Annotated in this window: 26 protein-coding genes and 1 pseudogene; 26 read left to right on the top strand and 1 reads right to left on the bottom strand. The window is 41.2% G+C overall.

Going from position 1 to position 23996, the window contains the following annotated elements; genetic code table 11:
* Nucleotides 1-6 precede the first annotated feature (6 nt).
* The 12 genes and pseudogenes from aroA (at nt 7) to ACIROD_RS03875 (ending at nt 9662) form a co-directional block, all read left to right on the top strand.
* Complete coding sequence (aroA, locus tag ACIROD_RS03930; RefSeq protein WP_260358995.1) at nt 7-1293, top strand: 3-phosphoshikimate 1-carboxyvinyltransferase; 1287 nt, start codon at nt 7-9, stop codon at nt 1291-1293.
* Between the two features lie 368 nt (nt 1294-1661).
* Entirely contained in the window at nt 1662-2933 is a 1272-nt protein-coding gene (locus ACIROD_RS03925; RefSeq protein ID WP_402938149.1) for a tetratricopeptide repeat protein, read from the top strand.
* 41 nt (nt 2934-2974) lie between these two features.
* Nucleotides 2975-3526, top strand: coding sequence for a ReoY family proteolytic degradation factor (locus ACIROD_RS03920; protein WP_101222412.1), 552 nt, complete (start codon nt 2975-2977; stop codon nt 3524-3526).
* Between the two features lie 161 nt (nt 3527-3687).
* Nucleotides 3688-4149 carry a YpiF family protein gene (locus ACIROD_RS03915; RefSeq protein WP_402938145.1) on the top strand — a complete coding sequence of 154 codons (462 nt, stop codon included), beginning with the start codon at nt 3688-3690 and terminating at the stop codon, nt 4147-4149.
* 160 nt (nt 4150-4309) lie between these two features.
* Nucleotides 4310-4816 carry a Rieske (2Fe-2S) protein gene (locus ACIROD_RS03910; protein WP_034307977.1) on the top strand — a complete coding sequence of 169 codons (507 nt, stop codon included), beginning with the start codon at nt 4310-4312 and terminating at the stop codon, nt 4814-4816.
* Nucleotides 4817-4819: 3 nt separating this feature from the next.
* Complete coding sequence (gene qcrB / locus ACIROD_RS03905; protein ID WP_034307974.1) at nt 4820-5494, top strand: menaquinol-cytochrome c reductase cytochrome b subunit; 675 nt, start codon at nt 4820-4822, stop codon at nt 5492-5494.
* 56 nt (nt 5495-5550) lie between these two features.
* Nucleotides 5551-6318: a menaquinol-cytochrome c reductase cytochrome b/c subunit gene (locus ACIROD_RS03900; RefSeq protein ID WP_402938142.1), complete on the top strand. Its 768-nt coding sequence runs from the start codon at nt 5551-5553 to the stop codon at nt 6316-6318.
* A gap of 177 nt (nt 6319-6495) precedes the next feature.
* Nucleotides 6496-7092, top strand: a complete 597-nt coding sequence (gene lhaT / locus ACIROD_RS03895) for a lipoprotein heptaprenylglyceryl N-acetyltransferase LhaT (RefSeq protein ID WP_101222409.1) — start codon at nt 6496-6498, stop codon at nt 7090-7092.
* Between the two features lie 118 nt (nt 7093-7210).
* Nucleotides 7211-7996, top strand: a complete 786-nt coding sequence (gene ypjB, locus ACIROD_RS03890; RefSeq protein ID WP_101222408.1) for a sporulation protein YpjB — start codon at nt 7211-7213, stop codon at nt 7994-7996.
* An 85-nt stretch (nt 7997-8081) separates the two neighbouring features.
* A complete protein-coding gene (locus ACIROD_RS03885) occupies nt 8082-8756 on the top strand; it encodes a zinc metallopeptidase (RefSeq protein ID WP_402938138.1) in 675 nt (224 codons plus the stop codon).
* Between the two features lie 115 nt (nt 8757-8871).
* Nucleotides 8872-9024 (top strand): annotated as a pseudogene (locus ACIROD_RS03880) (IS1595 family transposase); the annotation flags it as partial.
* A gap of 143 nt (nt 9025-9167) precedes the next feature.
* Entirely contained in the window at nt 9168-9662 is a 495-nt protein-coding gene (locus ACIROD_RS03875; protein ID WP_402938135.1) for a DinB family protein, read from the top strand.
* 199 nt (nt 9663-9861) lie between these two features.
* On the opposite strand, the gene ACIROD_RS03870 is transcribed toward ACIROD_RS03875, so the two are convergent.
* Complete coding sequence (locus tag ACIROD_RS03870; RefSeq protein WP_101222405.1) at nt 9862-10734, bottom strand: YitT family protein; 873 nt, start codon at nt 10732-10734, stop codon at nt 9862-9864.
* 167 nt (nt 10735-10901) lie between these two features.
* Between ACIROD_RS03870 and ACIROD_RS03865 the strand changes: the two genes are divergently transcribed.
* From ACIROD_RS03865 to ACIROD_RS03800, 14 genes are all read left to right on the top strand, one after another.
* Nucleotides 10902-11261 (top strand): nucleotide pyrophosphohydrolase, encoded by a 360-nt coding sequence (locus ACIROD_RS03865; RefSeq protein ID WP_101223448.1) that lies wholly within the window; start codon nt 10902-10904, stop codon nt 11259-11261.
* Nucleotides 11254-12054 (top strand): 4-hydroxy-tetrahydrodipicolinate reductase, encoded by an 801-nt coding sequence (gene dapB / locus ACIROD_RS03860; RefSeq protein WP_101222404.1) that lies wholly within the window; start codon nt 11254-11256, stop codon nt 12052-12054. The genes ACIROD_RS03865 and dapB overlap by 8 nt, the downstream gene beginning before the upstream one ends.
* 18 nt (nt 12055-12072) lie before the next feature.
* Nucleotides 12073-12498 carry a methylglyoxal synthase gene (locus ACIROD_RS03855; protein ID WP_402938130.1) on the top strand — a complete coding sequence of 142 codons (426 nt, stop codon included), beginning with the start codon at nt 12073-12075 and terminating at the stop codon, nt 12496-12498.
* Nucleotides 12482-13195, top strand: a complete 714-nt coding sequence (gene bshB1, locus ACIROD_RS03850) for a bacillithiol biosynthesis deacetylase BshB1 (RefSeq protein ID WP_402938127.1) — start codon at nt 12482-12484, stop codon at nt 13193-13195. The genes ACIROD_RS03855 and bshB1 overlap by 17 nt, the downstream gene beginning before the upstream one ends.
* Nucleotides 13196-13199: 4 nt before the next feature.
* Complete coding sequence (gene bshA, locus ACIROD_RS03845; RefSeq protein WP_402938124.1) at nt 13200-14339, top strand: N-acetyl-alpha-D-glucosaminyl L-malate synthase BshA; 1140 nt, start codon at nt 13200-13202, stop codon at nt 14337-14339.
* Nucleotides 14340-14352: 13 nt separating this feature from the next.
* Nucleotides 14353-15537 carry a CCA tRNA nucleotidyltransferase gene (locus ACIROD_RS03840; RefSeq protein ID WP_402938121.1) on the top strand — a complete coding sequence of 395 codons (1185 nt, stop codon included), beginning with the start codon at nt 14353-14355 and terminating at the stop codon, nt 15535-15537.
* Entirely contained in the window at nt 15522-16502 is a 981-nt protein-coding gene (locus tag ACIROD_RS03835; RefSeq protein ID WP_230176946.1) for a biotin--[acetyl-CoA-carboxylase] ligase, read from the top strand. The genes ACIROD_RS03840 and ACIROD_RS03835 overlap by 16 nt, the downstream gene beginning before the upstream one ends.
* Nucleotides 16503-16840: 338 nt before the next feature.
* The gene (gene panB, locus ACIROD_RS03830; RefSeq protein ID WP_402938118.1) at nt 16841-17677 is read left to right on the top strand and encodes a 3-methyl-2-oxobutanoate hydroxymethyltransferase; all 837 of its coding nucleotides are present in this window, start codon (nt 16841-16843) and stop codon (nt 17675-17677) included.
* Nucleotides 17674-18522 (top strand): pantoate--beta-alanine ligase, encoded by an 849-nt coding sequence (gene panC, locus ACIROD_RS03825; RefSeq protein ID WP_402938115.1) that lies wholly within the window; start codon nt 17674-17676, stop codon nt 18520-18522. Before panB ends, panC begins: the two co-directional genes overlap by 4 nt.
* A 25-nt stretch (nt 18523-18547) precedes the next feature.
* The gene (panD, locus tag ACIROD_RS03820) at nt 18548-18931 is read left to right on the top strand and encodes an aspartate 1-decarboxylase (RefSeq protein WP_402938112.1); all 384 of its coding nucleotides are present in this window, start codon (nt 18548-18550) and stop codon (nt 18929-18931) included.
* 161 nt (nt 18932-19092) lie between these two features.
* A complete protein-coding gene (gene dinG / locus ACIROD_RS03815; RefSeq protein WP_402938109.1) occupies nt 19093-21873 on the top strand; it encodes an ATP-dependent DNA helicase DinG in 2781 nt (926 codons plus the stop codon).
* Nucleotides 21874-22028: 155 nt separating this feature from the next.
* A complete protein-coding gene (locus ACIROD_RS03810) occupies nt 22029-22199 on the top strand; it encodes a YpmA family protein (protein WP_064505144.1) in 171 nt (56 codons plus the stop codon).
* A gap of 18 nt (nt 22200-22217) precedes the next feature.
* Nucleotides 22218-22694 (top strand): cell wall elongation regulator TseB-like domain-containing protein, encoded by a 477-nt coding sequence (locus ACIROD_RS03805; protein ID WP_063233239.1) that lies wholly within the window; start codon nt 22218-22220, stop codon nt 22692-22694.
* A 19-nt stretch (nt 22695-22713) separates the two neighbouring features.
* Nucleotides 22714-23898: a pyridoxal phosphate-dependent aminotransferase gene (locus ACIROD_RS03800; protein WP_230176941.1), complete on the top strand. Its 1185-nt coding sequence runs from the start codon at nt 22714-22716 to the stop codon at nt 23896-23898.
* Nucleotides 23899-23996: the final 98 nt, after the last annotated feature.

Genomic DNA, 23996 nt, shown 5'->3' with positions numbered 1-23996 from the left:
GGTTTTATGAATACAAAAAAATTACAAACGAACATCCAATCATTACGTGGTTCGATTGCCATACCTGGAGATAAGTCGATCTCCCATCGTTCGATAATGTTCGGAGCCCTTGCCGAGGGGGAAACGACAGTCACTAATTTTCTTCCAGGAGCCGATTGTTTAAGTACGATTTCCTGTTTTAAGCAGCTTGGAGTTCATATTGAACAAGATGGCCAGCACGTCAAAATTGAAGGCAAAGGTTTTAATGGATTAAAGGAACCGGAATCAGTACTGGATGTCGGAAACTCTGGTACCACGATCAGGTTAATGATGGGCATTTTGGCAGGACAGGAATTTTCGGCCGTTTTGGCAGGTGACGAATCGATAGCTAAACGTCCAATGACCCGGGTAGTCAACCCTCTTCGTCAAATGGGAGCGGTCATTGACGGTCGAAAAGGAGCCGAATACACCCCCCTCTTCATTAGAGGAGGCAAGTTACAAGGGTTTCGCTATGAATTGCCTGTGGCAAGTGCGCAGGTGAAATCAGCGATAATCTTGGCCGGTTTACAGGCAGAAGGTGAAACGATCATTATCGAACCGGAAGAGACCCGGGATCATACAGAACGAATGATTCAAGAGTTTGGCGGAAAAATCGAAAAAGACGGTCAAACGATTAAAGTAAGCGGAAACCAAGTCTTCAAGGGGACTACCATCCATGTCCCGGGTGATATTTCTTCAGCGGCTTTCTTCATGGTGGCTGCAGCGATTACGGAAAATAGTGAAGTGGTTTTAAAGAATGTCGGCCTTAATTCGACAAGGACTGGAATCATCGAAGTCATGAAATCGATGGGGGCGGATATTACGATTGAGAAGAAGACGAGTAAGGGTGAACCTGCAGGAGACATCACTGTCAGAAGCTCCCGGCTAAAGGGAACGACCATCAGCGGTGATTTAATTCCCCGTCTCATCGATGAAATACCGGTAATTGCACTCCTGGCAACACAGGCTGAAGGGATAACGACAATCAAGGATGCAGCAGAACTTAAAGTGAAAGAGACGAATCGAATTGATACTGTTGCAAATGAGCTTTCCGTCCTGGGCGCAGATATAACCCCGACAGCAGACGGATTGATCATCAAAGGGCGTAAAGCCTTGAATGGTGGTAAGGTTACAAGCCATGGGGACCATCGTATCGGGATGATGCTTGCTGTAGCGGCTTTGATAACGGATGGGGAAGTGGAACTTGCCGACCCTGATGCCATAGATGTATCATATCCACAATTTTTTGGGCATTTGACGCAATTGATAAAGTGAATATAAAAAAAGTTTACATACCTTATTTGGTCTGTAAACTTTTTTTAAATGCTGGAAAGTGTTGAAAGCGCTAACATTTGGGCTTTTTCTATCTGTATTGATCATGAAAATAATGAGAATGGTGTTCATGATCAAAAAGGAGATTTACCATAGCGTGGAGAATTAACTAGTAACCTTTTTTTAATGAGAATGGGAGGGGACTTCATCGATGGAATACAGGGCTACAGTATGGTAAACTAATGAATACTGTTTACTATGCATCTCGCGATTATATGGTATTTTGTTCTTAATGGCAGAGTATGTTACATTATGGCGTGAGTGTGTATGACTAGGGACCAAGTCTATCATGCAAAAGGAAGGATTCAACAATGAACACAGTGGAACAAGTTATACAGCATTTAAAAAAAGGGGAATTAACAGAAGCTCTTAAACATATAAATCGAATTAAATCATCAGAGTCAGCAGAGGACATATTGTTGCTGGCCGAAGAAATGCTCCAGCTTGGTTTTGCGGAGGAGGCAAAGGATCTTTTTGAACATCTGCTGCAACTCTATCCCAATGAAGGAGAATTAATTGTTTCGTTGGCAGAAATCCTGATTGACATGGACCAGGAAGATGAAGCGATGCTGATGCTTGAAAAAGTAAGTGCAGATGATGAAGTATATCCAAGTGCTTTGCTTTTGGAAGCGGACCTCTATCAATTACAGGGGATGGACGAGGTCAGCGAAAGGAAATTACTGCAGGCCAAGGAAATGCTTCCAGATGAGATCATCATTGATTTTGCACTAGCTGAACTGTTCTTTCATCAAGGAAGGGATCAGGAAGCCATTGCAAATTACATAAAGGTTTTGGAACAGGAACAAGAAATCGCTGGTGTTAATGTCAATCAGAGGCTTGCTGAAGCATTAAGCAGTTCGGGGAAGTTCGAGGAGGCCCTTCCGCATTTTGAAAAGGCCTTAAAGGATGGACTTGAAATCAATACCCTATTTGAATATGCATTTACAGCATTTCAGGCAGGTCTTTATGACACAGCCGTACGAAAGTTCATTGAACTGAAAGAATTAGATCATGAATACCATTCTTTATATTTGTACCTGGCAAAGAGTTATGAACATCTTGAAGATTTGGAAAATGCCTTGAAAACAGTCAAAGAAGGAATCAAGGCTGATGAATTCAATAAGGAACTTTTCTTCTTCGGTGGAAAGATTGCCTTGAAAAGCGGGCTTGATGAAGAGGCGGAAAATCTATTTAAAGAAGCACTAGCCATTGATCCGGGATACCTGGAAGCTGCACTCACCCTCTTGAAATTGTATATGCACCACGAAAGGTATGAAGATGTATTGGAGTGTATTGGTGAAGTAAGGCGATATGGAGAGGATGATCCGCAGTTTGAATGGATAGCTGCTGTATCATATCAGCATACTGAACAATTTAAAGAGGCATTAACCAGCTATCATAAAGCATATAATTCATTCAAGAACAATCAAGATTTCCTTGAAGATTATGGTTTCTTTTTAATTGAAGAAGGAGACAGAGCCACATCTAGAGAAGTATTTAATAAGCTCCTTGAGATGAACCCGGCGAATGATGAGTATGCGATGATTTTGGAGCGGCTAGGTGAAAGCAAAGATGAAATGTAGATAAGTGAAACGAAACTAAATCTAGACAGAGGAGGGAATTCATGGTGGCTGCCCCTGTTTCTGTGAATGAGAAGAAGGATTTTATTCGGTGGTTTTTAAATCATTATCAACTGAAACGAAGAGAATGTGTGTGGATATTGAATTACTTAATGAGTCATGATCAACTAATGAAAAAGGTTCATTTTGTAGAAAATGCACAATATTGCCCACGTGGATTGATTATGTCGACACATTGTGTGGATGAGGTCCCTTTCAGGTTCTATAAGTCCAATATCATGACGACCGATGCAGAGAAATCTTTTCATGATATCCGTTTAAATCGAGATGAAGACATTTATATTCAGCTTAATTTTAAATCGTCTTATTCTTCCTATCAATATGCAGCGGTACTCGAGAACAATCCCTTCATGCCGAAATCAACGGCATCGAATGAAAAAGACCAGCTGCTTGCTGAACAATTTTTGGAAAGAAGCATGTTGTATTTTCAAAGGGACCGTCTGCTTAAGGAAATCGATGAAGCCCTTGATAAGCATGATGAACAAGCATTTAAGAACTTAACCGAACAATTGAATCAATTAAAAGTACTTGGATGAAATAAATTGACCTTTCCGTAATCAGGAAAGGTTTTTATTTTTTATAAAACATTGATAAAATCCACATTTTTGTAAAGACTATGGGTATATGGTAAAGATGTTATAAAAATAATGGTAAAATGATAAGGAGTTGATTTAAAAATCGGGAGTGAAGAAAAAACATGAAGTGGACAGCAAAAGATCTTGACATGTATTTGCAGTCAAAAGAGTATGTGGATACCGTTTTAATTCCTTTGGTTCCCCTTTCTTTTCGAGGGCAAATGAAGCAATCGGGTTCAATGAATGAATTTCTTACCATTTTAAGCTTGGAAATTGAAAAGCAGATGAAAGGAAGGATTCTTCTATTGCCAACATTTCACTACTTAAGTGGTGAATTGGATAAGGTTGAGCGGTTAAAGCGTTGGGCCAATGAAGTGAAAGAAAATAATTTCGAGCATGTTTTTTTTCTTACATCGGATTTCGAGTGGAAAAAGGAAGAGCGGGAATTAGAAAATAATTTAGTTTGGATTCCTGCCATCCCCTTGGAAGGGCTTGAAATTGAACAAGCAAGGGAAATGATTAACCAGCAAGTTCTCCAAATCCTTGATATTTTCTCTTATAATTGGAAAAATGAAAAAAAGTAGGATTTTTCGCATTATTTGACACATAGTTGCCACCTTTTGGGTTTTACAAATATTGACCTTGGTAAATTATTGAGATATCATGGAAATGTCCTAGTTTTATAGTGTCGCTATTTATTGGTCCTTTGGGCTCTCAGTATAGTAATAGAGGGGGGGAAAACGCATGAGCAAGCATAATGTTTCACGACGTCAATTCCTTAATTACACACTTACTGGCGTTGGTGGATTTATGGCGGCCGGTATGTTGATGCCTATGGTTAGGTTTGCAATTGATCCTGTATTATCAGCAGATAAAGGCGGGGATTACGTTGCAACTAAACAGAAGGTAGGTGAACTGACTACCGAACCAACCCGTGTCGATTTTAGTTTTAAACAGGTCGATGGGTGGTATGAGTCTGAAGAAACAAATACAGCTTGGGTTTACAAAACGGATGACGGTAAGATCGTTGCTTTATCTCCAATCTGTAAGCATTTAGGCTGTACGGTAGGCTGGAATACGGATAAGACTAATCCGAATCAATTTTTCTGTCCTTGCCATTATGGCAGGTATACGAAAGATGGGATGAATGTCAAAGGGACACCGCCGGTTTCACCATTGGATGTCTTTGACACGAAAGAAAAAGATGGAATACTTTATTTGGGTCAACTAAAACCGCACGGGGAGGCGTAAACATTGCTAACAAAGTTATATGACTGGGTGGACGAGCGTTTAGATATTACGCCGTTATGGCGGGATATTGCTGACCATGAGGTTCCTGAACATGTTAACCCCGCACATCATTTTTCTGCATTCGTATATTGTTTTGGTGGGTTAACTTTCTTTATTACGGTCATCCAAATCTTGTCAGGCATGTTCTTGACGATGTACTATGTCCCGGACATTAAAAACGCTTGGGAATCTGTTTATTATTTACAAAATGAAGTTGCCTTCGGTCAAATTGTCCGTGGTATGCATCACTGGGGAGCAAGTCTAGTTATCGTTATGATGTTTTTACATACTCTTCGTGTCTTCTTCCAGGGAGCTTACAAAAAACCGCGTGAATTGAACTGGATGGTCGGCGTATTGATTTTCTTCATTATGCTGGCGCTAGGCTTGACTGGTTATTTATTGCCATGGGATATGAAAGCGCTATTCGCAACGAAAGTTACTTTGACAATTGTCGAATCGGTACCGTTAATGGGACCGGCACTCAAGACTTTGATAGCAGGAGATCCAACAATCGTTGGTGCACAGACATTGACACGATTCTTTGCGATTCATGTATTCTTCCTGCCAGCAGCATTATTTGCTTTACTAGCGGCTCATTTCCTGATGATCCGAAAACAAGGTATTTCAGGTCCGCTATAAAAGAATGGTGAACCAAAAACCAAAAAAACCTTTTCATAAAGGAGGGGAATTGTTCAATGCATCGTGGGAAAGGTATGAAATTCGTAGGTGACTCGCGTATCTCCGCGGACCGTAAACCGAATATTCCGAAAGATTATTCAGAATATCCTGGGAAAACTGAAGCATTTTGGCCTAATTTCCTTTTAAAAGAATGGATGGTAGGAGCCGTATTTCTTGTAGGTTATCTTTGCCTGACAATTGCACATCCTTCACCATTGGAAAGGATAGCAGATCCTACAGATACAGGGTATATTCCGCTGCCGGACTGGTATTTCCTATTCCTTTACCAATTACTTAAGTATACCTATGCTTCAGGTCCTTATAACGCAATCGGGTCCATGGTAATACCTGGTTTGGCTTTCGGGGCATTGCTCTTGGCACCTTTTCTAGATCGTGGTCCAGAGCGGAGCCCGGCGAAACGTCCTTTTGCTGTAGGCTTCATGCTATTGGCAATGGCCGGCGTTTTCTATTTAACATGGGAGTCCGCAGCCCATCACGATTGGGAAGCCTCCAAGAAGCAAGGAGCAATCGTGGAAGGTGCAGATATTGATAAAGAGAGCGATGGGTATAAATTGATGGATTCTAATGGCTGTATTAGCTGTCATGGAGCAGAATTAACTGGTGGAGCAGGAGCGCCAAGCTTAATTGACACTGGCTTGAGCCCAGAAGAAATCTCTAAAATCGCAGTCAAAGGCCAGGGCAATATGCCAGCTGGCATGTTCAAAGGTACAGATGAAGAATTGGCAACATTAGCTGAATTTGTATCTGGTTTATCGGCAAAATAATATATCCATCCACAGCATTTTCTTTCATATGCTGCAAATGAAGCTGACGACTACGGTTGTCGGCTTTTTTATTGGTAAATTGAAGTGTAAATGAGAAGAAATTGAAATGAATGCTTGGTTTTCTGGTTGATGGCCTGTAAAATGAGAATACATGAGAATGTTAGTGAGGGTAAAAGAATGAATGTTATCTACAGTTGGCTTGCAAATCGGCAAATGCTCGTTTTGTTATTAATAATAAATATATTCGGAACTGCCTATGGATATTATTGGTATGGCAGTCAATTGGAAAACACTCCTGCGATTTTTTTGGCATTTGTACCAGACAGTCCGACAGCTAGCCTGTTTTTTGTTTTTGTTTTATTGGGGTTCCTGTTAAGAAGGAATTTTGGACTTATTGAAGCCTTGGCGATAATGACACTATTCAAATATGGCATATGGGCAGTTGCAATGAATTTGATGACCCTCGTGACAACAGGTTCATTGCCTTGGGAAGGTTATATGTTAATGGCTTCTCATTTGGGGATGGCGATTCAAGGGGTATTATATGCACCGTTTTATCGAATAAAACCCTGGCATTTGATAGTTGCAGGGATTTGGACCATACATAATGACATAATCGACTATGTTTTTGAAATGATGCCAATATACCGTGATTTATTGGTGTATATGGACTCGATAGGTTATTTCACTTTTTGGCTCAGCATACTTTCCATTTTTGTCGGCTGGTTCTTTGGATATAGGAAAAAGCGGTTCACCCTGTCCTTCATCTCTTAAAAATCAACACTAAATACAGCTTTGTAAAAGCATGGTTAACTTTTTTATGTTGAACGAGGTCTACTCATGTTTTTTCTTTCATATCGTTTTAGTAGAGATATGAGGAGGGACGAGTAGCATGTTGAAAAAATTCATATTAACCATTGCTGTTTTATTTGTCGTCTTACATTTCCCTGTCTATGCAGAATCCTCTTCAAGTTTGGAGCAATTAGATGACATTTCCGATAGAGCCTTGGAAATGACCAAGTTGAAGCGATATGGAGATTCGGAAAAGATGCTGACGTTTTTTTCTGACCGGTTTTTAAAAGATACAGCGAAAGAGCAGATCCTTGACATGGACGAACTTCGAATTATCACTGTAGCTCATAATGAGGCGTTGATGACAATAAAGGATATGAACAAGGGAGATTCCGAAAAGGTTAATTCTGTTACAAAGTTCCGGCTTGTTGTTGATGCGGTCAAGTCCACTCATCAGCCACTTTGGACAGAGATGGAGGATCAAATGATGAATTCTTTCCAGCAGACAAAGAATGCCGCCATCAAACAAGACACAATTACATTCAATAGCCAATTGAACTTATTCCTATCACAATATGAAATGATATATCCAAGCTTGAAAGTCGACCTTTCAAAAGAAACGATGCAGCAACTGGACACGAGGATTCAATACATCAACCAATACCGCCCGGAGGTAATCAGTGATGGAGATAATCAAGAGGAACTGGATGCGTTGCAAAACGAACTAACCTCCATTTTTGATGATATGGGTGAGGATGATGCAGATCCTTCCCTTTGGTGGGTCATCATTTCGACAGGCTCAATTATTATCATGACGCTTTCTTATGTAGGCTGGAGAAAATATAAAGGTGATAGGGAAAAACCAAGGAAAGAGCATAATGATTAAAAAGACACGGGTAGAGAACACTATATTTGACAGGGTTGCCTTCAATCCATAGAATTAAGGGTAATAAGATTTATAGGAGGATTCCATGTATTTCATTTATTTGGCGATTATTATTTTAATCCCGATTTATGCACAAATGAAAGTGAAAAGCACGTATAAAAAATATTCAAAGGTATCGGCCTCTTCCGGAATGAATGGTGCTGAGACGGCTCGTGCCATTTTGGATCAAAATGGATTGTTCAATGTCAGGGTCGAAGAGACACCTGGAATGCTTTCGGACCATTATGACCCAAGGGACAAAACGGTGCGTTTATCAACGGATAACTATCACGGCCATTCAGTTGCCGGCGTAGCTGTTGCAGCCCATGAAGTGGGACATGCGATTCAAGATAAAGAAGCATATGCTTTCTTGCGTTTCCGCCATGCATTAGTACCGGTAGCTAATTTTGGCTCTAACATATCTTGGATTTTGATTTTAATCGGGATGCTAGCTTCAATTCCTAATTTGCTTTTGGCGGGTATCGTATTTATGTCAGCTGCTGTATTGTTCCAAGTGATAACACTGCCGGTTGAATTCAATGCTTCTTCTAGGGCTATGGATCAACTCGTTTCCGCTGGGGTCATCCGGAATGATGAAGAACGGGAAACGAAAAAAGTATTAAGTGCTGCTGCGATGACCTATGTTGCTGCCGCTCTTGTAGCCGTACTGGAATTAGTTCGTCTTCTGCTTATGTATACAGGAATGAGGGAAGAAGATTAATTTGAAAAAGGACTCCATCTTGGGATGGGGTCCTTTCATTTGGCTTTGTTAAAGAATAATGTTGTTATTTGATTTGATCGAATGGTCGTTAAGTAATGATGATGTAGCGACTTAATATCTAGACCATTTTTTGAGCTGGTTCCAATTCTTAGACACCATCAAACATATAAAAGATAACTTTACGAAAACCAAAATGGTTTTAGACAGTTGTTCTTTCTCACTTAACATAACTTATGATAAACTAATATTATCAGAATTTTCCAAATAACGGAGCGTTCATTGTTCCGTTAAAGGGCCAGTTTAATTGAACAAGGAATTGGCACGACACCGTGAGCTATCTACAACACGCCGCAAATGAATTTTGACCAAAGGGATTATCTATTAAAGGGGTTAAATTGGAGGGAATAGAAAATGGATGTAAAGACACTTTTGCTACAACAATGGGCAAGCTGCTTAGATGAAGAAGACTGGTTTCCACCACTTGAAAAAGTGCTAGAGGATATTACTTTTGAACAGGCAATTTGGAAACCAGCTGATGTGGCAATGAATTCCATTTGGGAATTAGTTTGTCATTTACTTTTCTATGAAAAGAGATTTCTGATGCGATTTCTTGGTGATACAGCGAATGAACCACAGGCAGAAAATAATGATTCTACATTTCGATTACCAACTGAGACGTTAGAAAATTGGAAGGAAACAAAACAAGAATACTTTTATGTTCATCGTGAACTTGGAAAAATACTAGCAAAATCAGAACATGAAGATTTGTATAGACAGATCCCAGGAGAAGATAATTCATTAGTGCTTGAACTGAAGAGTTTAGCAATGCACGACGCATATCATATTGGGCAAATTGTATTCCTTAGTAAAATGCAAGGAGCTTGGCCAGGGAAACGCAGCTTTTAAAAAAGCTTCATTAGCTTTACGGTTATTCCATTATAGGGGGCTTTAATGGAATAAGAATGGGAACGTCCAAATCGGACGTTCCCATTCTTATTCCTGAAAAACAACAACAATACTACTTAACAAAGCCTTTCATTTTAAAGAGTTTTTGCTGCACATTGCTAATAAAATGCAGTAAGACAGGGCAACATTAATCAATGGATTACCTTTCAATGGGGTTCTTGTTCTCATCAAGGGTAAAGCCCTCACCCAATACATCATGAACTTCACTTACTGATACAAATGCATGAGGGTCCACCGATGTTATGGCATTTTTTAAGCGGACTAACTCATTTTTCCCGACAACACAATAGAGTACTTCCCGGTCATTGCGTGTAAAGGATCCATATCCCCTTAATACAGTTACGCCCCGCTCCATATCATTCATGATTTTTTCTGCAATTTCCATGTTTTTATCACTAATGATCATTGCACCTCTAGCAGCATAGGCTCCTTCTTGCATAAAGTCGATTACTCTGGCACCTATAAATACGGCAACGAGGGTATACATCGCTTCACGGTAATCCAGGTAGGTAAGGATGGACAGGCTAATGACGACTGCATCAAAGATGAACATCGTACGTCCCATGCCCATTCCTAAGTAACGGTGGGCAAAACGGGCAATGATATCCACTCCGCCTGTTGTCCCGCCGTAACGAAAGATGATGCCCAGCCCGACACCAACAGAGACCCCGGCGAACAATGCGACCAGCATCAAATCGTTTCCGAGGTCGATTTCGATTTCGTATCTCTCGAAAACCCATAGCCAAACGGAGAGGCCAACCGTTCCGATAATCGTATAAAAGAAAGAAGTGCGCCCTAAATATTTCCACCCTATTAAAAATAAGGGAATATTCAAAATCAAATTAGAATAAGAAGGATTTATCCCGATAAGTTGATATATAATCAATGTGAGACCGGTGAATCCGCCTTCGGCCAAGTTGTTCTGCATGTTAAAATGCACAAGGCCAAAGGCGAAGATTCCAGCCCCAAAAAGGATGAAGATGATATTTTTCAATTTTAAGCCCAAAAGCATGTCCTATACCTCCAAAGGTTTACATTTCATTAATTTACTTATTATAACTAATTAACCAACTATGGGCAATTTTGATTCGTGAACGTATCTGTTGTCATCTGTTTCACTTTTAGCTAACATGGAGAAGGTATGATGTTTGAAAACGAAATTCAAGAATGGGTGACTATATGGAAAACCATAAGACGATTCAACAAATGCAAGCGGAAGTCGACCAATACATAGGACAATTTAAAGAAGGATATTTCAGCCCTCTGGCCATGCTGGCCCGTATGTCTGAAGAACTTGGGGAGTTGGCTAGGGAAGTCAATCATTACCATGGTGAAAAACCAAAGAAGGCAACAGAAGAAGAGAATACGATTGAAGCGGAATTGGGGGACATGCTTTTTGTGTTGATTTGTTTTGCCAATTCTTTAGGGATCGACCTTCAAAATTCGCATGATTTGGTCATGAAAAAGTTCACAACCCGTGATAAAGATAGATGGACAAGAAAAGAAGGAAAAATGGAGGAGGAAGGTAAAGATGAGTAAAGTTAAAGTGATTGTAGCTGGTCCACGTGGCAGAATGGGTAATGAAGCGGTGAAGCTTGTACATAGGACAGAAGGGTTTGAATTGGCAGCTGTCATAGATCGCAAGCATAACGGGGAAAGCCTCTCCGCAATAGAAGGTTTTCACGGTATTGAAGCACCTGTTTTTTCTGATATAAATGAATGCTTTTCTTCCGTAAAGGCGGATGTATTGATTGATTTGACCACACCGGAAGTGGGGATGCTTCATACCGAAACGGCACTTAATCATGGCATCCGCCCTGTAGTGGGAACGACTGGTTTTACTAAGGAAGATTTAACGAAGCTGGATTCATTAACAAAAGAAAAGGGCATTGGTTGCATCATCGCGCCAAACTTTGCAATTGGAGCCATTTTGATGATGAAGTTTTCCCAAATGGCCGCAAAATACTTCCCGGATGTGGAAATCATAGAAATGCACCATGATCAAAAACTGGATGCACCTTCTGGAACTGCTTCAAAAACGGCAGACATGATTGCAGCAGTACGTGAAACGAAACAACAGGGGCACCCTAATGAAAAAGAAACCATCCAGGGGGCAAGAGGCGCAAATGTAGATGGCATGCATATCCACAGTGTCCGGCTACCTGGATTGGTTGCCCATCAACAGGTGCTTTTCGGAAGTGATGGAGAGTTATTGACGGTTCGGCATGATTCCTTTAATCGAGCTTCCTTCATGTCAGGAGTCAAACTTGCTGTCGATACTGTCATGAAATTGGATGTTCTGGTATACGGCCTGGAAAATATTATTGAATAGGGATCAGGAGGGTTTACGATGAAAATTGCCTTAATTGCCCATGATATGAAAAAAGAAGATATCATTCAATTTGTAACAGCCTATAAAGATGTATTTGAGCAGCATGAATTATATGCTACAGGAACGACCGGGAAAAGAATCATGGAAGAAGTATCGCTGCCTGTCCATCGTTTTCATTCAGGACCTCTTGGAGGGGATCAGGAAATAGGTGCGATGATCGCGCGTGGAGAAATGGACATGGTCCTATTTTTCCGCGATCCATTGACATCACAGCCACATGAACCTGATGTATCGGCGCTTATACGCCTATCAGATGTTTATGAAATTCCCTTGGCGACAAATATGGGCACGGCAGAAGTGCTGATACAAGGTTTGAAGCATGGGTATATGGACTGGCTAAAACTACGGAAAAAACAAGGTGAGATAAATGATAAACAAAATTAACATAGATATTCTGGCTTTTGGCGCACATGCGGATGATGTTGAAATCGGTATGGGTGGCACGATCGCCAAATATGCGCAACAAGGCAGGGAAATTGTCATTTGTGATTTGACAAAAGCTGAAATGTCTTCCAATGGAACCGTTCCATTGCGTCAGGAGGAAGCACATAAGGCTGCTGAAATCCTTGGGGTGAAGAGGATTTCCCTTGATTTACCCGACCGGGGCCTATACATGAAAGCGGAATACATAAATCAAATCATTACGGTCATTCGCCAATATAAGCCTGCACTTGTATTTGCACCATTTTTGGAAGATCGCCATCCCGATCATGGTAACTGTGCCAAATTAGTGGAGGAAGCAGTTTTTTCGGCAGGAGTAAGAAAGTATATGGAAGAAGCAGGAATGGATTCTCATCGTGTCCAAAATATGTACTATTATATGATCAATGGGTTTCACAAACCGGACATCGTCGTGGACATCAGTTCCACAATATCGAAAAAACTGGATAGCCTTAGGGCATATCGCAGCCAATTCGAAGAAAGTCAAGTATCTGTAGAAACACCGCTGGTTAATGGCTATATCGAGACTGTCGAGGCACGGGAGCGGATGTTCGGTAAAGAAGTGGGTGTCGCCTATGCGGAGGGATTCATGACTAAAAAACCGTTACTGATCGATGCCGACTTGTTAGGAGAAAAATAATCTTATGAAATTAAAAATTGGAATTACCTGTTACCCTACAGTTGGGGGTTCTGGTGTCGTAGCAACTGAATTAGGCAAGATGCTTGCAGAAAAAGGACATGAGATACATTTCATTTCTTCAAGCCTCCCTTTTCGCTTGAATAAGATGTACTGTAATATTTTTTATCACCAAGTTGAAGTGAACTCGTATTCTGTCTTTCAATATCCACCATATGACCTGGCGCTTGCGAGCAAGATAGCGGATGTCGTAAAACGGGAGAAATTAGATATTCTCCACGTTCATTATGCAATTCCCCATGCTGTATGTGCAATCCTTGCAAAGCAGATGTCAGGTAATGAAGTAAAGATCGTAACCACACTGCATGGTACGGACATAACCGTATTAGGCCATGATCCCTCATTGACCAATTTGATAAAATTCGGGATAGAGCAATCGGATGTCGTTACAGGAGTATCTAATTCCCTTGTTCAGCAGACGCACGAATTAATCGCACCGGATAAGGAAATCAAAACCGTTTATAATTTTATTGATGAAAGAGATTACCATAAATCCAATTCCCATTACCTTAAGGATGAATACGGAATCAGTGAAGATGAAAAAGTGATCATACATGTTTCGAATTTCCGTTCGGTCAAACGAGTGAAAGACGTCATCCAAGCTTTTTATCTAACTCAAAAGAAAATGCCTGCAAAGCTTCTGCTCGTAGGGGACGGTCCGGAAGTGACAACCGTTTTGAAATTGGCTAATGATCTTGGAATCGATGATTCGGTCTTGTTTCTTGGTAAGCAGGATAACCTTGCCGAATTATATTCAATCAGTGATTTGATATTCCTGTTATCGGAAAAAGAGAGTTTCGGACTTGTGCTACTCGAGGCGATGGCATGTGGAGTTCCTTGTATAGGGACAAATATCGGGGGAATTCCTGAAGTCATCGTTGACGGGGAGACTGGTTATATTTGTGAATTGGGAGATGTCAAAATGGTTGCTGAAAAAGCGATTGGACTTTTAAGCGACCCGGTTTTACATAAACGCTTTTCTGAAGCTGCGCTGGAAAGGGCCAATACTGAATTTCACAGTGATACGATTATGGCTGAGTATGAAGCCATCTACATTCAAGCACTTGAAGGTAAATCCATCGAATAGGGAGGGGATGCAGATGGATCGGTTATTCTTAAAATCAGTACCCATTCTGGAATTGATTGAAGAAGCAGGATACGAGGCTTATTTCGTTGGCGGCTCTGTAAGGGATTATATCCTTGGCAGACCCATTAACGATGTGGACATAGCGACTTCCGCAACACCCCAGGAAATCAAAAGGATTTTTCCTAATACGGCTGATATCGGGATTGACCACGGAACAGTGCTCGTCATAACGGATACGGGTACATACGAAATTACGACGTTTAGAACGGAAAGCGGGTATTCGGACTTTCGCAGACCCGATGCTGTACAATTTGTCCGTTCTTTGACTGAGGATTTGCAAAGAAGAGATTTTACGATGAATGCAATGGCAATGGATAAGACCGGTAAAATCATCGATCCATTTAATGGTAAGCGAGATTTGGCTGAAAAAAGGATCATCACGGTTGGCAACCCGCATGAAAGGTTTCATGAGGATGCATTGAGAATGATGCGTGCATTAAGATTCATCAGTCAACTTGATTTTGAACTGGATCAAGAAACCTTTGATTCCCTTAAAGAAAACGCCCAGATCATCAGTGAAATTGCTGTCGAAAGAATCCTGGTTGAATTTGAGAAACTATTGGCAGGCTCGAATAAGTTAAGGGCTTTTTCACTCTTGCTGGAAAGCGGTTTATATCAATACCTGCCTCTATTCTCCAGTAAAAAGGAACATTTAATGGAATTACTGAAACTGCCGCTTCATCAACTGAAGGCGGCAGAAATATGGTCTATAATCATGGTTCACACAAAAGATCAGGAAATGGAAGAGGCTTTAAGGGAATGGAAGCTGCCATTGAAAAGCATAAGAAACGTTCAACGTACGATACAGCTAGTGAAGAAAGAAGATCCATCAGCCATCGATGTATTTCAGGCAGGGCATGACGTAACTGTACAAGCTGCAAAAGTCAGGGCGGCGATGACTGGCGGGAATGTATCGGATGCGGAGGAGAATGCACATCAAAGCTATAATGGACTTATTATTAAACAAATGTCGGATCTTGCCGTTACGGGAACGGATTTATTGAATTGGAAACAAGAAAAGCCAGGTCCATGGGTCAAGGAATACTTGGGAAAAGTATTGAAAGCTGTCTTGAATGAAGAATTAAGAAATGATAAAGAAGAAATAAAGAGGTGGCTGGTGAAATGCAATCTGAGTTAAGAACAATGCTGATGGAAGCCCTCTCAAAAGCGGATGGTGCGTTTATATCCGGTCAGGAAATTGCTGAATACATTGGCTGTTCGCGCACAGCTGTCTGGAAGCATATAGAAGACCTGCGCAGTGAAGGGTATAATGTTGAGGCCGTAAGGAAAAAAGGCTACCGGATCATATCAGCGCCGGAAAAAGTGTCCGAGAGCGAAATACAGCTTGGCTTGGAAACAAAAACGATCGGCAAGCTGATCCACTATCAGGAAACTGTAGAATCCACGCAAAAAATTGCGCATCAACTCGCAAATGAAGGCGTTCAGGAGGGGACCCTCGTCGTTGCCGAGGAGCAGATATCCGGAAAAGGAAGGCTAATGAGATCTTGGCATTCTCCAAAATTCAGCGGCATATGGATGAGTCTCATCTTGAGGCCGAAAATCCCTATTCATGAGGCTCCACAGCTTACATTATTGGCCGCGGTCGCTGTTGCTCAGGCTATAGAGGATACCACTGATTTGAAGCCGCAAATAAAGTGGCCGAATGATATTTTGGTGAATCGCAAGAAAGTGGTGGGCATCCTTACAGAGATGCAGGCGGAATCAGATAGGATCCATTCTGTCATTATCGGAATTGGAATGAATATCAATCAGCAATTGGAGGATTTTCCTGAAGATCTGCAGGAAAAGGCGTCTTCCCTTCTCATAGAAAGTGGAGTGACGGTTTCAAGGTCCAAGGTCATTCAACGAGCATTGTTTCGTCTGGAAAATTTGTACGAACTCTATTTAGATCAGGGCTTCATGCCAATAAAGGATTTATGGGAGAGTTATGCGATCAGTCTTGGACAGGTAATCAAAGCGAGTACCGTTAATGACACGATTGTCGGAAAAGCGTTGGGCATAACGGATTCAGGCGTTTTACTTCTTGAAGACGGCAAAGGAACCGTACATTCGATATATTCTGCAGATATTGAAATTCAGTAGATTTTTGTCAAATTCGTGAAAATTAAATAGAAATTTTCAATTTGGCTTGATATAATGCAAGTGGGCAGTATCATGTGAACTGCACCCCCATAAATACCAAATTATTTGAAAATCTGCCTTGATCCAGAGAACTGGACGGGGACGGAGGGATGAAACTTCTGATGAAACAAAGGGATTGACTAAAAGATGAGTCTGTTTATTGATCGAATTGTGGCTTTTTCAGCCATTTTTCGTAGCGAAACAGATACTTTTTTAGTCAGTCCTTTTTTTGCGGATGAATGTATAGACACCAGTTTTCGCTGATGTTTTCATCTCCTCCATCAAAAGGAGGAAACGTAATGAAATTATCCGGAGATTTTTTGAAAATGAAACAAAATCAAGAGAAGGTTGTCATGCTGACGGCTTATGATTACCCGTCAGCAAAGTTAGCCGAACAATCAGGTGTAGACATGATTTTAGTCGGAGATTCTTTAGGAATGGTCGTATTGGGATATGATTCAACGATTCCAGTTACGGTGAATGACATGATCCATCATACAAAGGCAGTAAAACGCGGGGCACCAAATACATTTGTCGTAACGGATATGCCATTTATGAGCTATCACCTATCTATGGATGAAACACTCAAGAATGCAGCCCGGATCATGCAGGAAGGTCATGCGGATGCCGTAAAGCTTGAGGGAGCGGATGATGTTGTTGAAAAAATATCAGCATTGACCAAGGCGGGCATCCCGGTTGTAGCCCATCTTGGCTTGACTCCTCAATCAGTCGGCGTTCTGGGCGGATATAAAGTACAAGGAAAAGATGCCGAAAGTGCAGCACAGCTCTTGGAAGATGCGAGAAAGTGTGAAGCTGCGGGGGCGATGGCAGTAGTCTTAGAATGTGTTCCATATCAAGTGGGGGAACTCGTCACACGGAACCTTGACATTCCAACCATTGGAATTGGGGCAGGAGCTGAAACGGATGGTCAAGTCCTCGTTTACCATGATGTCATCAAGTACGGGGTAGACCGGCTGGCGAAATTCGTAAAAGTTTATGGAGATGCAAATGAACTGATTGGCCAATCGCTTACAAGCTTCGTGAATGAAGTGAAAACTAAAGTTTTTCCGTCGGAGAAACATACATTCACGATGAAGGAAGAACAACTTTCCGAACTTTACGGAGGGAAAAGATGAAAACATTTACATCAGCAGCTGCTTTGCAATTGGCACTTAGAGAGGAAAAAAACAATAACAAAAGCATTGGCTATGTAGCGACAATGGGATTTTTACATGAGGGGCATGCAACCCTTTTGGAAAAGGCGCGCAAAGAAAATGACATTGTGGTATTAAGTATTTTTGTCAATCCGACGCAATTTGGACCCAATGAGGATTTTGAAACATATCCGCGGGATTTGGAACGGGATGAAAAAGTCGCAGCCAATGGCGGAGTTGATTATCTCTTCTATCCAACTGTCCACGAAATGTATGGTGAAGAACCATCTGTAAAAGTTGTTGTCCAAAGCAGGACGGATGTTTTATGCGGCAGACAAAGGCCCGGACACTTTGATGGTGTTGCGACAGTCTTAACGAAATTCTTCAATATCATCCTTCCTGATAGAGCTTACTTTGGTAAGAAGGATGCCCAGCAGGTCGCCGTGATAGATGGACTGATCAAAGACTTCAATTTCCCTATCCAGCTTATTGCAGTGGAAACTGTACGTGAAGAAGATGGGTTAGCGAAGAGCTCGCGAAATGTGAACCTATCAGTTCAGGAGCGCTTGGAGGCTAAAGAGCTGTACCAAAGTTTATTGAAGGCCAAAGAGGCGGTTGAATCCGGTGAAAGAAATGCAGCAACCGTCACGGCTCTAGTAAGTGAACATATTGGTGCCCACACAAGTGGAGTGATCGACTATATTGAAGTCTATCAATACCCGGAACTTAAACCGCTTGAATCGCTGGCTGGAAACATCATCATTGCAATGGCTGTAAAGTTCAAGCATGCAAGACTAATTGATAATATCACTTTAAATGTAGAATAATTCATGAAAATCAGGGGGTATTGAGATGTTTCGAACGATGATGAATGGAAAAATCCACCGTGCAAGGGTTACTGAGGCTAATTTGAACTATGTAGGCAGCATTACGATTGATGAAGATATAATTGATGCGGTGGGTATTCTGCCTAATGAAAAAGTCGCCATCGTGAATAATAATAATGGTGCACGACTTGAAACGTATGTGATTGCGGGAGAACGGGGCAGCGGTGTCGTGTGTTTGAACGGAGCGGCAGCAAGACTGGTGCAGCCGGATGATATCGTGATAATCATTTCTTATGTGATGGTTTCAGAGGATAAACTGGGGGAGCATAAACCAAAAGTTGCGATCATGGATGAAAATAACAAAATCATTGATCTGATTTCAAACGAACCTGCAGCTACTGTCATGTAAGCGGAGGGCCGGCACAATATGCATGGATCATGCATACAGGTGCCGGCCCTTTTCGTCCGTTGATGAACCGCTTGTTTCCTTTATTACGATTATTATGGTATAAAAAAGATAAGAGAATTCCATCAGGAAGTGGAGAAAGTGAAGTTTGAGGTGTACAATTCATGATGCAACGATATGTAGTGGTCGATTTGGAAACAACAGGGAATTCTCCGAAAAAAGGGGATAGGATTATTCAATTTGCTGGCGTGGTCATCGAAAATGACCAAATTGTGGATGAATACTCCACATATATCCACCCTGGACAGGAAATTTCCTTGTTTATTGAAGAGTTGACCGGAATAAGCAACGAGACGGTAAAAAATGCACCTGACTTTGAAGATGTTGCAGGAAATATTGCCCGGCTTATAGAAGGGGCTTGTTTTGTTGCCCATAATGTATTATTTGATTTATCTTTTCTACAGGAAGAACTAGTACGATGCGGGTTTGAGTCGTTTTATGGTTCCACCCTTGATACAGTGGAGTTAGCGAAAATATTAAAACCAACATCCGATGGATATAAGCTGCACCAGCTGGCTAAAGAAGAAAATCTAGATCATTCCAGGCCCCATCAAGCGGATAGTGATGCATATGCGACCGCTTTATTATTATTGGAATTGAAAAAAAAGCTGATGAATCTTCCAGTGATGACACTTAAACAGTTATATCGATTATCATATTCCTTACAAAGTGAGATTTCCGAATTGATAGATGCTTGCATTGCAAGCAAACTTGCTAAAGCAGAAGTCCATTCACCTGATCTTATTACTTATAGGGGCCTTGCATTTAAAAAGGCCGAAGACGAAGGTGATCAAAAAGACACGGGGGCGGAATTTCCGCTTGATGATGAGAAAAAAATAGCCATGCTTCAAAGTGCATACCCTGCCTTTGAAGCAAGAAGCGGACAACTTGATATGATGAACATGATTCACCATTCCTTCGAATCCAGCCAGGATGCAATCATTGAAGCTGGGACAGGTATTGGGAAATCCATAGGCTATCTGCTTCCGGCCGTCTATTTTGCAAAAAAACATCATAAACCTGTCGTCGTTTCAACATACACGCTTCAGCTACAGGATCAACTTCTTCAAAATGAGGTTCCCAAGCTTAAAAAAATACTTCCCTTTACCTTTCAAGCTGTTTTGCTAAAGGGGAGAAGTAATTATTTGAGCTTGGCAAAGTTTGAAAGGGCATTGCGTGAGAAGGAAGATAATTATGAAACGGCATTAACGAAAATGCAGATATTGGTTTGGCTTACCGAAACCTTAACAGGCGATAAAGATGAATTGAATCTTACAAGCGGCGGTCAGCTATTTTGGAATCGGCTGCAAAGTGATGGTCTTACATACGCCGGATTAAAACAGCCCTGGCTTGAATTGGATTTTTTTGAACGGGCAAAAAGAACAGCCGCCAAGGCGGATATCATCATTACTAACCATTCATTTTTAATGACGGATCTGCTTACAGAAGATGCCTTGATTCCAAAAAAAGGGTATTTGATACTCGATGAAGCACACCATTTGGAACAGGCAGCATCTAAACAGCTTGGGAGCAGGCTAAATTACATTTCGGTGAAGACGGTTTTAAACAGACTAGGGACATCAGATCAAAAGCAATTATTATATAAATTGGGCAGGATGCTCATAAATAATGGACTGGCCGAGGGGAAGTCCACGCATGAATTAGATCAAAAGCTTAGTGATTTTTCATATGAATTCGAACAGCTTTTTTATTACATTTCCAATCAGGCGGAAAAACTTTCACGTTCCATGAGTCCGAAACGGCTTTCATTCAAGATAGATGATGGAAGATGGGGTAAGGCGATTCTGGTCGCTGAGCGATTGGTGGATTTATTAGGATACATCATCACGGAGTTAGAGAAAAGATTGGCCCTTTTATTGAATAATGAGTCCCCATTAGGAAAAAATTCATTATTTCATTTGAATGATATCGAGGTGCTGCTTGGACATTTACAGGATACCAGGGACTCCTTGCATGAATTCTTCATCAAGCCGCATGAAGAAAATATTTATTGGCTTGATTATACGAATGCAGCACCCCAGCATGGGGTGACTTTGACGGTTCAGCCGATTGCAGGAAGCAAACGGTTATGGGATTCCTATTTCGGACGCCAAAAAAGTGTGGTCATGACATCGGCAACCCTCGTTGTGAAAGATTCTTTTACGTATTTTAAAGAACAACTCGGTTTAGAGAATGAACCGATGCAGACAGCAAGTTTTCCTTCTCCCTTTCCTTATAAGGAACTCGTAAAGGTACTGGTTCCAAATGATCTACCAGATATCAATTGCTTATCGGTGGAGGAATTCTCCGAAACCGCGGCAAACCATATTATTGCTGCCGCTCAAGCAGCGAAAGGGAGGATGATGGTATTATTCACCTCGCATGAAATGCTGCGGGCGACCTATAATTCCATCAAAGACAGTGGGGTTCTGGATGAGTTCACCCTGTTTGCACAAGGGATTTCTGGCGGAAGCCGGATGAGGCTGCTCAGGAATTTCCAAAACTTCGAGAAAGCAGTCCTGTTTGGGACAACCAGCCTATGGGAAGGCGTCGATATCCCAGGCGAGGATTTATCTTGTTTAATCATTGTCAGGCTGCCATTTTCGCCACCGGATGAACCAGTGACAGCAGCAAAATGTCAACTTCTCGAGAAGCAAGGGCGTAATCCTTTCTCTGCTTATTCTTTACCTGAGGCCCTGTTAAGGTTCCGGCAAGGATTCGGCAGGCTTATACGGACGCCAGAAGATAAAGGGGTTTTGGTTATACTTGATCGCCGCATAATCACTGCCAAATACGGACCTGAATTTCAAAAGGCCATTCCCGAAGTGAACTGGCACCAAGCCTCAATAACAGAAATGGCTGAAATGATAGAGAAGTGGATTTAAAGAATCTTTAGATATTTCATTAATCTAAAATGGATTTTTATGAATTTATAAAGAAAAATAACCTTTGAACTGGTATAATGTGATAGGTGGTAAAGCCTTCAAATCCTATTCATACCAGTGGTTGTTGACAATTTATTAAAATGGAGGGGCGTCTCATGGAAAGTAAAATCGAAGTAATTTCAACAGTCAGGTTGCAACATTCTCCTGATCTGTATAAAATTGTGGATTCCTTGAACCGAACATTGAAAAAAGATGATTTAATGTTCGGTCTGGCATTGGATTCCGAAGATCAAGAAAAAGCGATATTTACAATTTATCGTACATAGAAAGAGGGAAAAGCAGCTTTGAAAAAATGGTTGATTATTGCTTCCATCCTGGTCCTTTGTTTTATCGGATTTGTCAGCGGGGCATATATTAAAGCGTTGCAGCCTAAAAAAGAGGCTGGTAATGAGGCTTTTAAAAAGGCGAAGGAAGAGGGCGGCCTTGTGACCATGGAAGAATTCTACCTTTATAATGGGCAGGATTCATACTCCGTCATCATTGGTAAGGGAGAAAAAGGGACTAAAAAAATAGTCTGGCTTCCTGAGGACAAGAAGAAAGAAATAGTAGTGGAAAACTATAAAGATGGTAAATCAAAAAAAGAGATTTTAAACATTGTCAAAGAAAAGCTTAATCCCCAAAAAATCATTTCGGTTAAGCTAGGCATGGAAAAAAACGTTCCGCTTTGGGAAGTAACGTATCTTGATGAATCCGAGCGTTTTAACTATGACTATTATGATTTTAAAACTGGGGAATGGCTAAAGTATTATCGAAGCATTTAGAATGGAGGATTAATTTAATATGAAATTAGCGAACCGGGTTCAGTCATTAACGCCATCAACAACATTGGCCATTACGGCAAAAGCAAAGGAGCTTAAGGCCCAAGGTCTGGATATAATTGGTTTGGGTGCTGGTGAACCAGACTATAATACACCCCAACATATCATAGATGCAGCACTTCTATCCATGAATGAAGGTCAAACTAAATACACGCCATCCGCTGGTCTGCCGAAGCTAAAAGAAGCAATTGCGGCTAAATTGAAGCGTGATCAAGGCTTGGATTACAAACCGTCTGAAATTGTAGTTGGCTCAGGTGCAAAGCACTCGCTTTACACATTGTTTCAAGCTATCCTGGACGAAGAAGATGAAGTCATTGTCCCGATACCATATTGGGTGAGCTATCCTGAGCAAATCAAGCTTGCTGACGGAAAGCCGGTTTATGTAGTCGGTACGGAAGAAAATCAATATAAAATCACTAAAGAACAATTAGAACAAGCAATTACCGAAAAAACGAAAGCGGTTATCATCAACTCGCCAAGCAATCCAACGGGCATGCTTTACTCCAGGGAAGAATTGGCGGCTATCGGGGAAGTTTGCCTGGCTCATGATATCTTGATCGTTTCCGACGAAATTTACGAAAAATTGGTATATGGAAATGCTAAACATACATCCATTGCAGAGATTTCACCTGAATTGAAAAAGCAAACGATCATCATCAATGGTGTTTCTAAATCGCATTCGATGACTGGCTGGAGAATAGGTTATGCAGCCGGTGATGAGTCCATCATTAAAGCAATGGCGAACCTTGCCAGCCATAGCACATCAAATCCTACCACAACTGCTCAATATGGTGCGATTGCGGCTTATGAAGGTACGCAGGAGCCTGTTGAGGAAATGCGTCAGGCATTTGAAGGCCGTTTGAATAAGATATATGATAAATTGGTTGAAATTCCAGGCGTAAGCTGCATTAAACCACAAGGGGCATTTTATTTATTCCCGAACGTTAAACGTGCAGTTGAATTAACAGGGTACAGCAATGTCGAAGATTTTACGACTGCGTTGCTGGAAGAAGCTCAAGTGGCTGTTATTCCAGGTTCAGGGTTCGGTGCACCTGATAACATCAGACTCTCTTATGCAACTTCACTGGAGCTGCTGGAAGCAGCAGTTGAAAGAATACATTCATTCGTTAAATCAAAAATGGCATAATTTTTTAATAACCTGCAGACTACCTGGCTACATCAGTGTCTGCAGGTTATTTTAGTTGAATTATATCTATGGCACAGGAAAAGGTGGATTACTGATCT

The organism is Peribacillus sp. NPDC101481 (genome assembly GCF_044767165.1).
In the GTDB taxonomy this organism is placed as follows: Bacteria; Bacillota; Bacilli; order Bacillales; family DSM-1321; genus Peribacillus.
The sequence above is the reverse complement of the archived record's forward strand: the minus strand, read 5'-3'. Positions and strand labels throughout refer to the sequence as shown.

Bases quoted from the DNA above. Each gene is read 5' to 3' on its own strand.
- bshB1 (WP_402938127.1), top strand. From the start codon at position 12,482: ATGATAAACAAAATTAACATAGATATTCTGGCTTTTGGCGCACATGCG.
- dapB (WP_101222404.1), top strand. From the start codon at position 11,254: ATGAGTAAAGTTAAAGTGATTGTAGCTGGTCCACGTGGCAGAATGGGT.
- panC (WP_402938115.1), top strand. From the start codon at position 17,674: ATGAAAACATTTACATCAGCAGCTGCTTTGCAATTGGCACTTAGAGAG.
- ACIROD_RS03840 (WP_402938121.1), top strand. From the start codon at position 14,353: ATGGATCGGTTATTCTTAAAATCAGTACCCATTCTGGAATTGATTGAA.
- dinG (WP_402938109.1), top strand. From the start codon at position 19,093: ATGATGCAACGATATGTAGTGGTCGATTTGGAAACAACAGGGAATTCT.
- ACIROD_RS03910 (WP_034307977.1), top strand. From the start codon at position 4,310: ATGAGCAAGCATAATGTTTCACGACGTCAATTCCTTAATTACACACTT.
- ACIROD_RS03875 (WP_402938135.1), top strand. From the start codon at position 9,168: ATGGATGTAAAGACACTTTTGCTACAACAATGGGCAAGCTGCTTAGAT.
- ACIROD_RS03915 (WP_402938145.1), top strand. From the start codon at position 3,688: ATGAAGTGGACAGCAAAAGATCTTGACATGTATTTGCAGTCAAAAGAG.
- ACIROD_RS03810 (WP_064505144.1), top strand. From the start codon at position 22,029: ATGGAAAGTAAAATCGAAGTAATTTCAACAGTCAGGTTGCAACATTCT.
- panD (WP_402938112.1), top strand. From the start codon at position 18,548: ATGTTTCGAACGATGATGAATGGAAAAATCCACCGTGCAAGGGTTACT.
- panB (WP_402938118.1), top strand. From the start codon at position 16,841: ATGAAATTATCCGGAGATTTTTTGAAAATGAAACAAAATCAAGAGAAG.
- ACIROD_RS03835 (WP_230176946.1), top strand. From the start codon at position 15,522: ATGCAATCTGAGTTAAGAACAATGCTGATGGAAGCCCTCTCAAAAGCG.
- ypjB (WP_101222408.1), top strand. From the start codon at position 7,211: ATGTTGAAAAAATTCATATTAACCATTGCTGTTTTATTTGTCGTCTTA.
- ACIROD_RS03920 (WP_101222412.1), top strand. From the start codon at position 2,975: ATGGTGGCTGCCCCTGTTTCTGTGAATGAGAAGAAGGATTTTATTCGG.
- bshA (WP_402938124.1), top strand. From the start codon at position 13,200: ATGAAATTAAAAATTGGAATTACCTGTTACCCTACAGTTGGGGGTTCT.
- ACIROD_RS03870 (WP_101222405.1), bottom strand. From the start codon at position 10,734: ATGCTTTTGGGCTTAAAATTGAAAAATATCATCTTCATCCTTTTTGGG.
- ACIROD_RS03865 (WP_101223448.1), top strand. From the start codon at position 10,902: ATGGAAAACCATAAGACGATTCAACAAATGCAAGCGGAAGTCGACCAA.
- ACIROD_RS03900 (WP_402938142.1), top strand. From the start codon at position 5,551: ATGCATCGTGGGAAAGGTATGAAATTCGTAGGTGACTCGCGTATCTCC.
- ACIROD_RS03885 (WP_402938138.1), top strand. From the start codon at position 8,082: ATGTATTTCATTTATTTGGCGATTATTATTTTAATCCCGATTTATGCA.
- aroA (WP_260358995.1), top strand. From the start codon at position 7: ATGAATACAAAAAAATTACAAACGAACATCCAATCATTACGTGGTTCG.
- lhaT (WP_101222409.1), top strand. From the start codon at position 6,496: ATGAATGTTATCTACAGTTGGCTTGCAAATCGGCAAATGCTCGTTTTG.
- ACIROD_RS03925 (WP_402938149.1), top strand. From the start codon at position 1,662: ATGAACACAGTGGAACAAGTTATACAGCATTTAAAAAAAGGGGAATTA.
- ACIROD_RS03855 (WP_402938130.1), top strand. From the start codon at position 12,073: ATGAAAATTGCCTTAATTGCCCATGATATGAAAAAAGAAGATATCATT.
- ACIROD_RS03800 (WP_230176941.1), top strand. From the start codon at position 22,714: ATGAAATTAGCGAACCGGGTTCAGTCATTAACGCCATCAACAACATTG.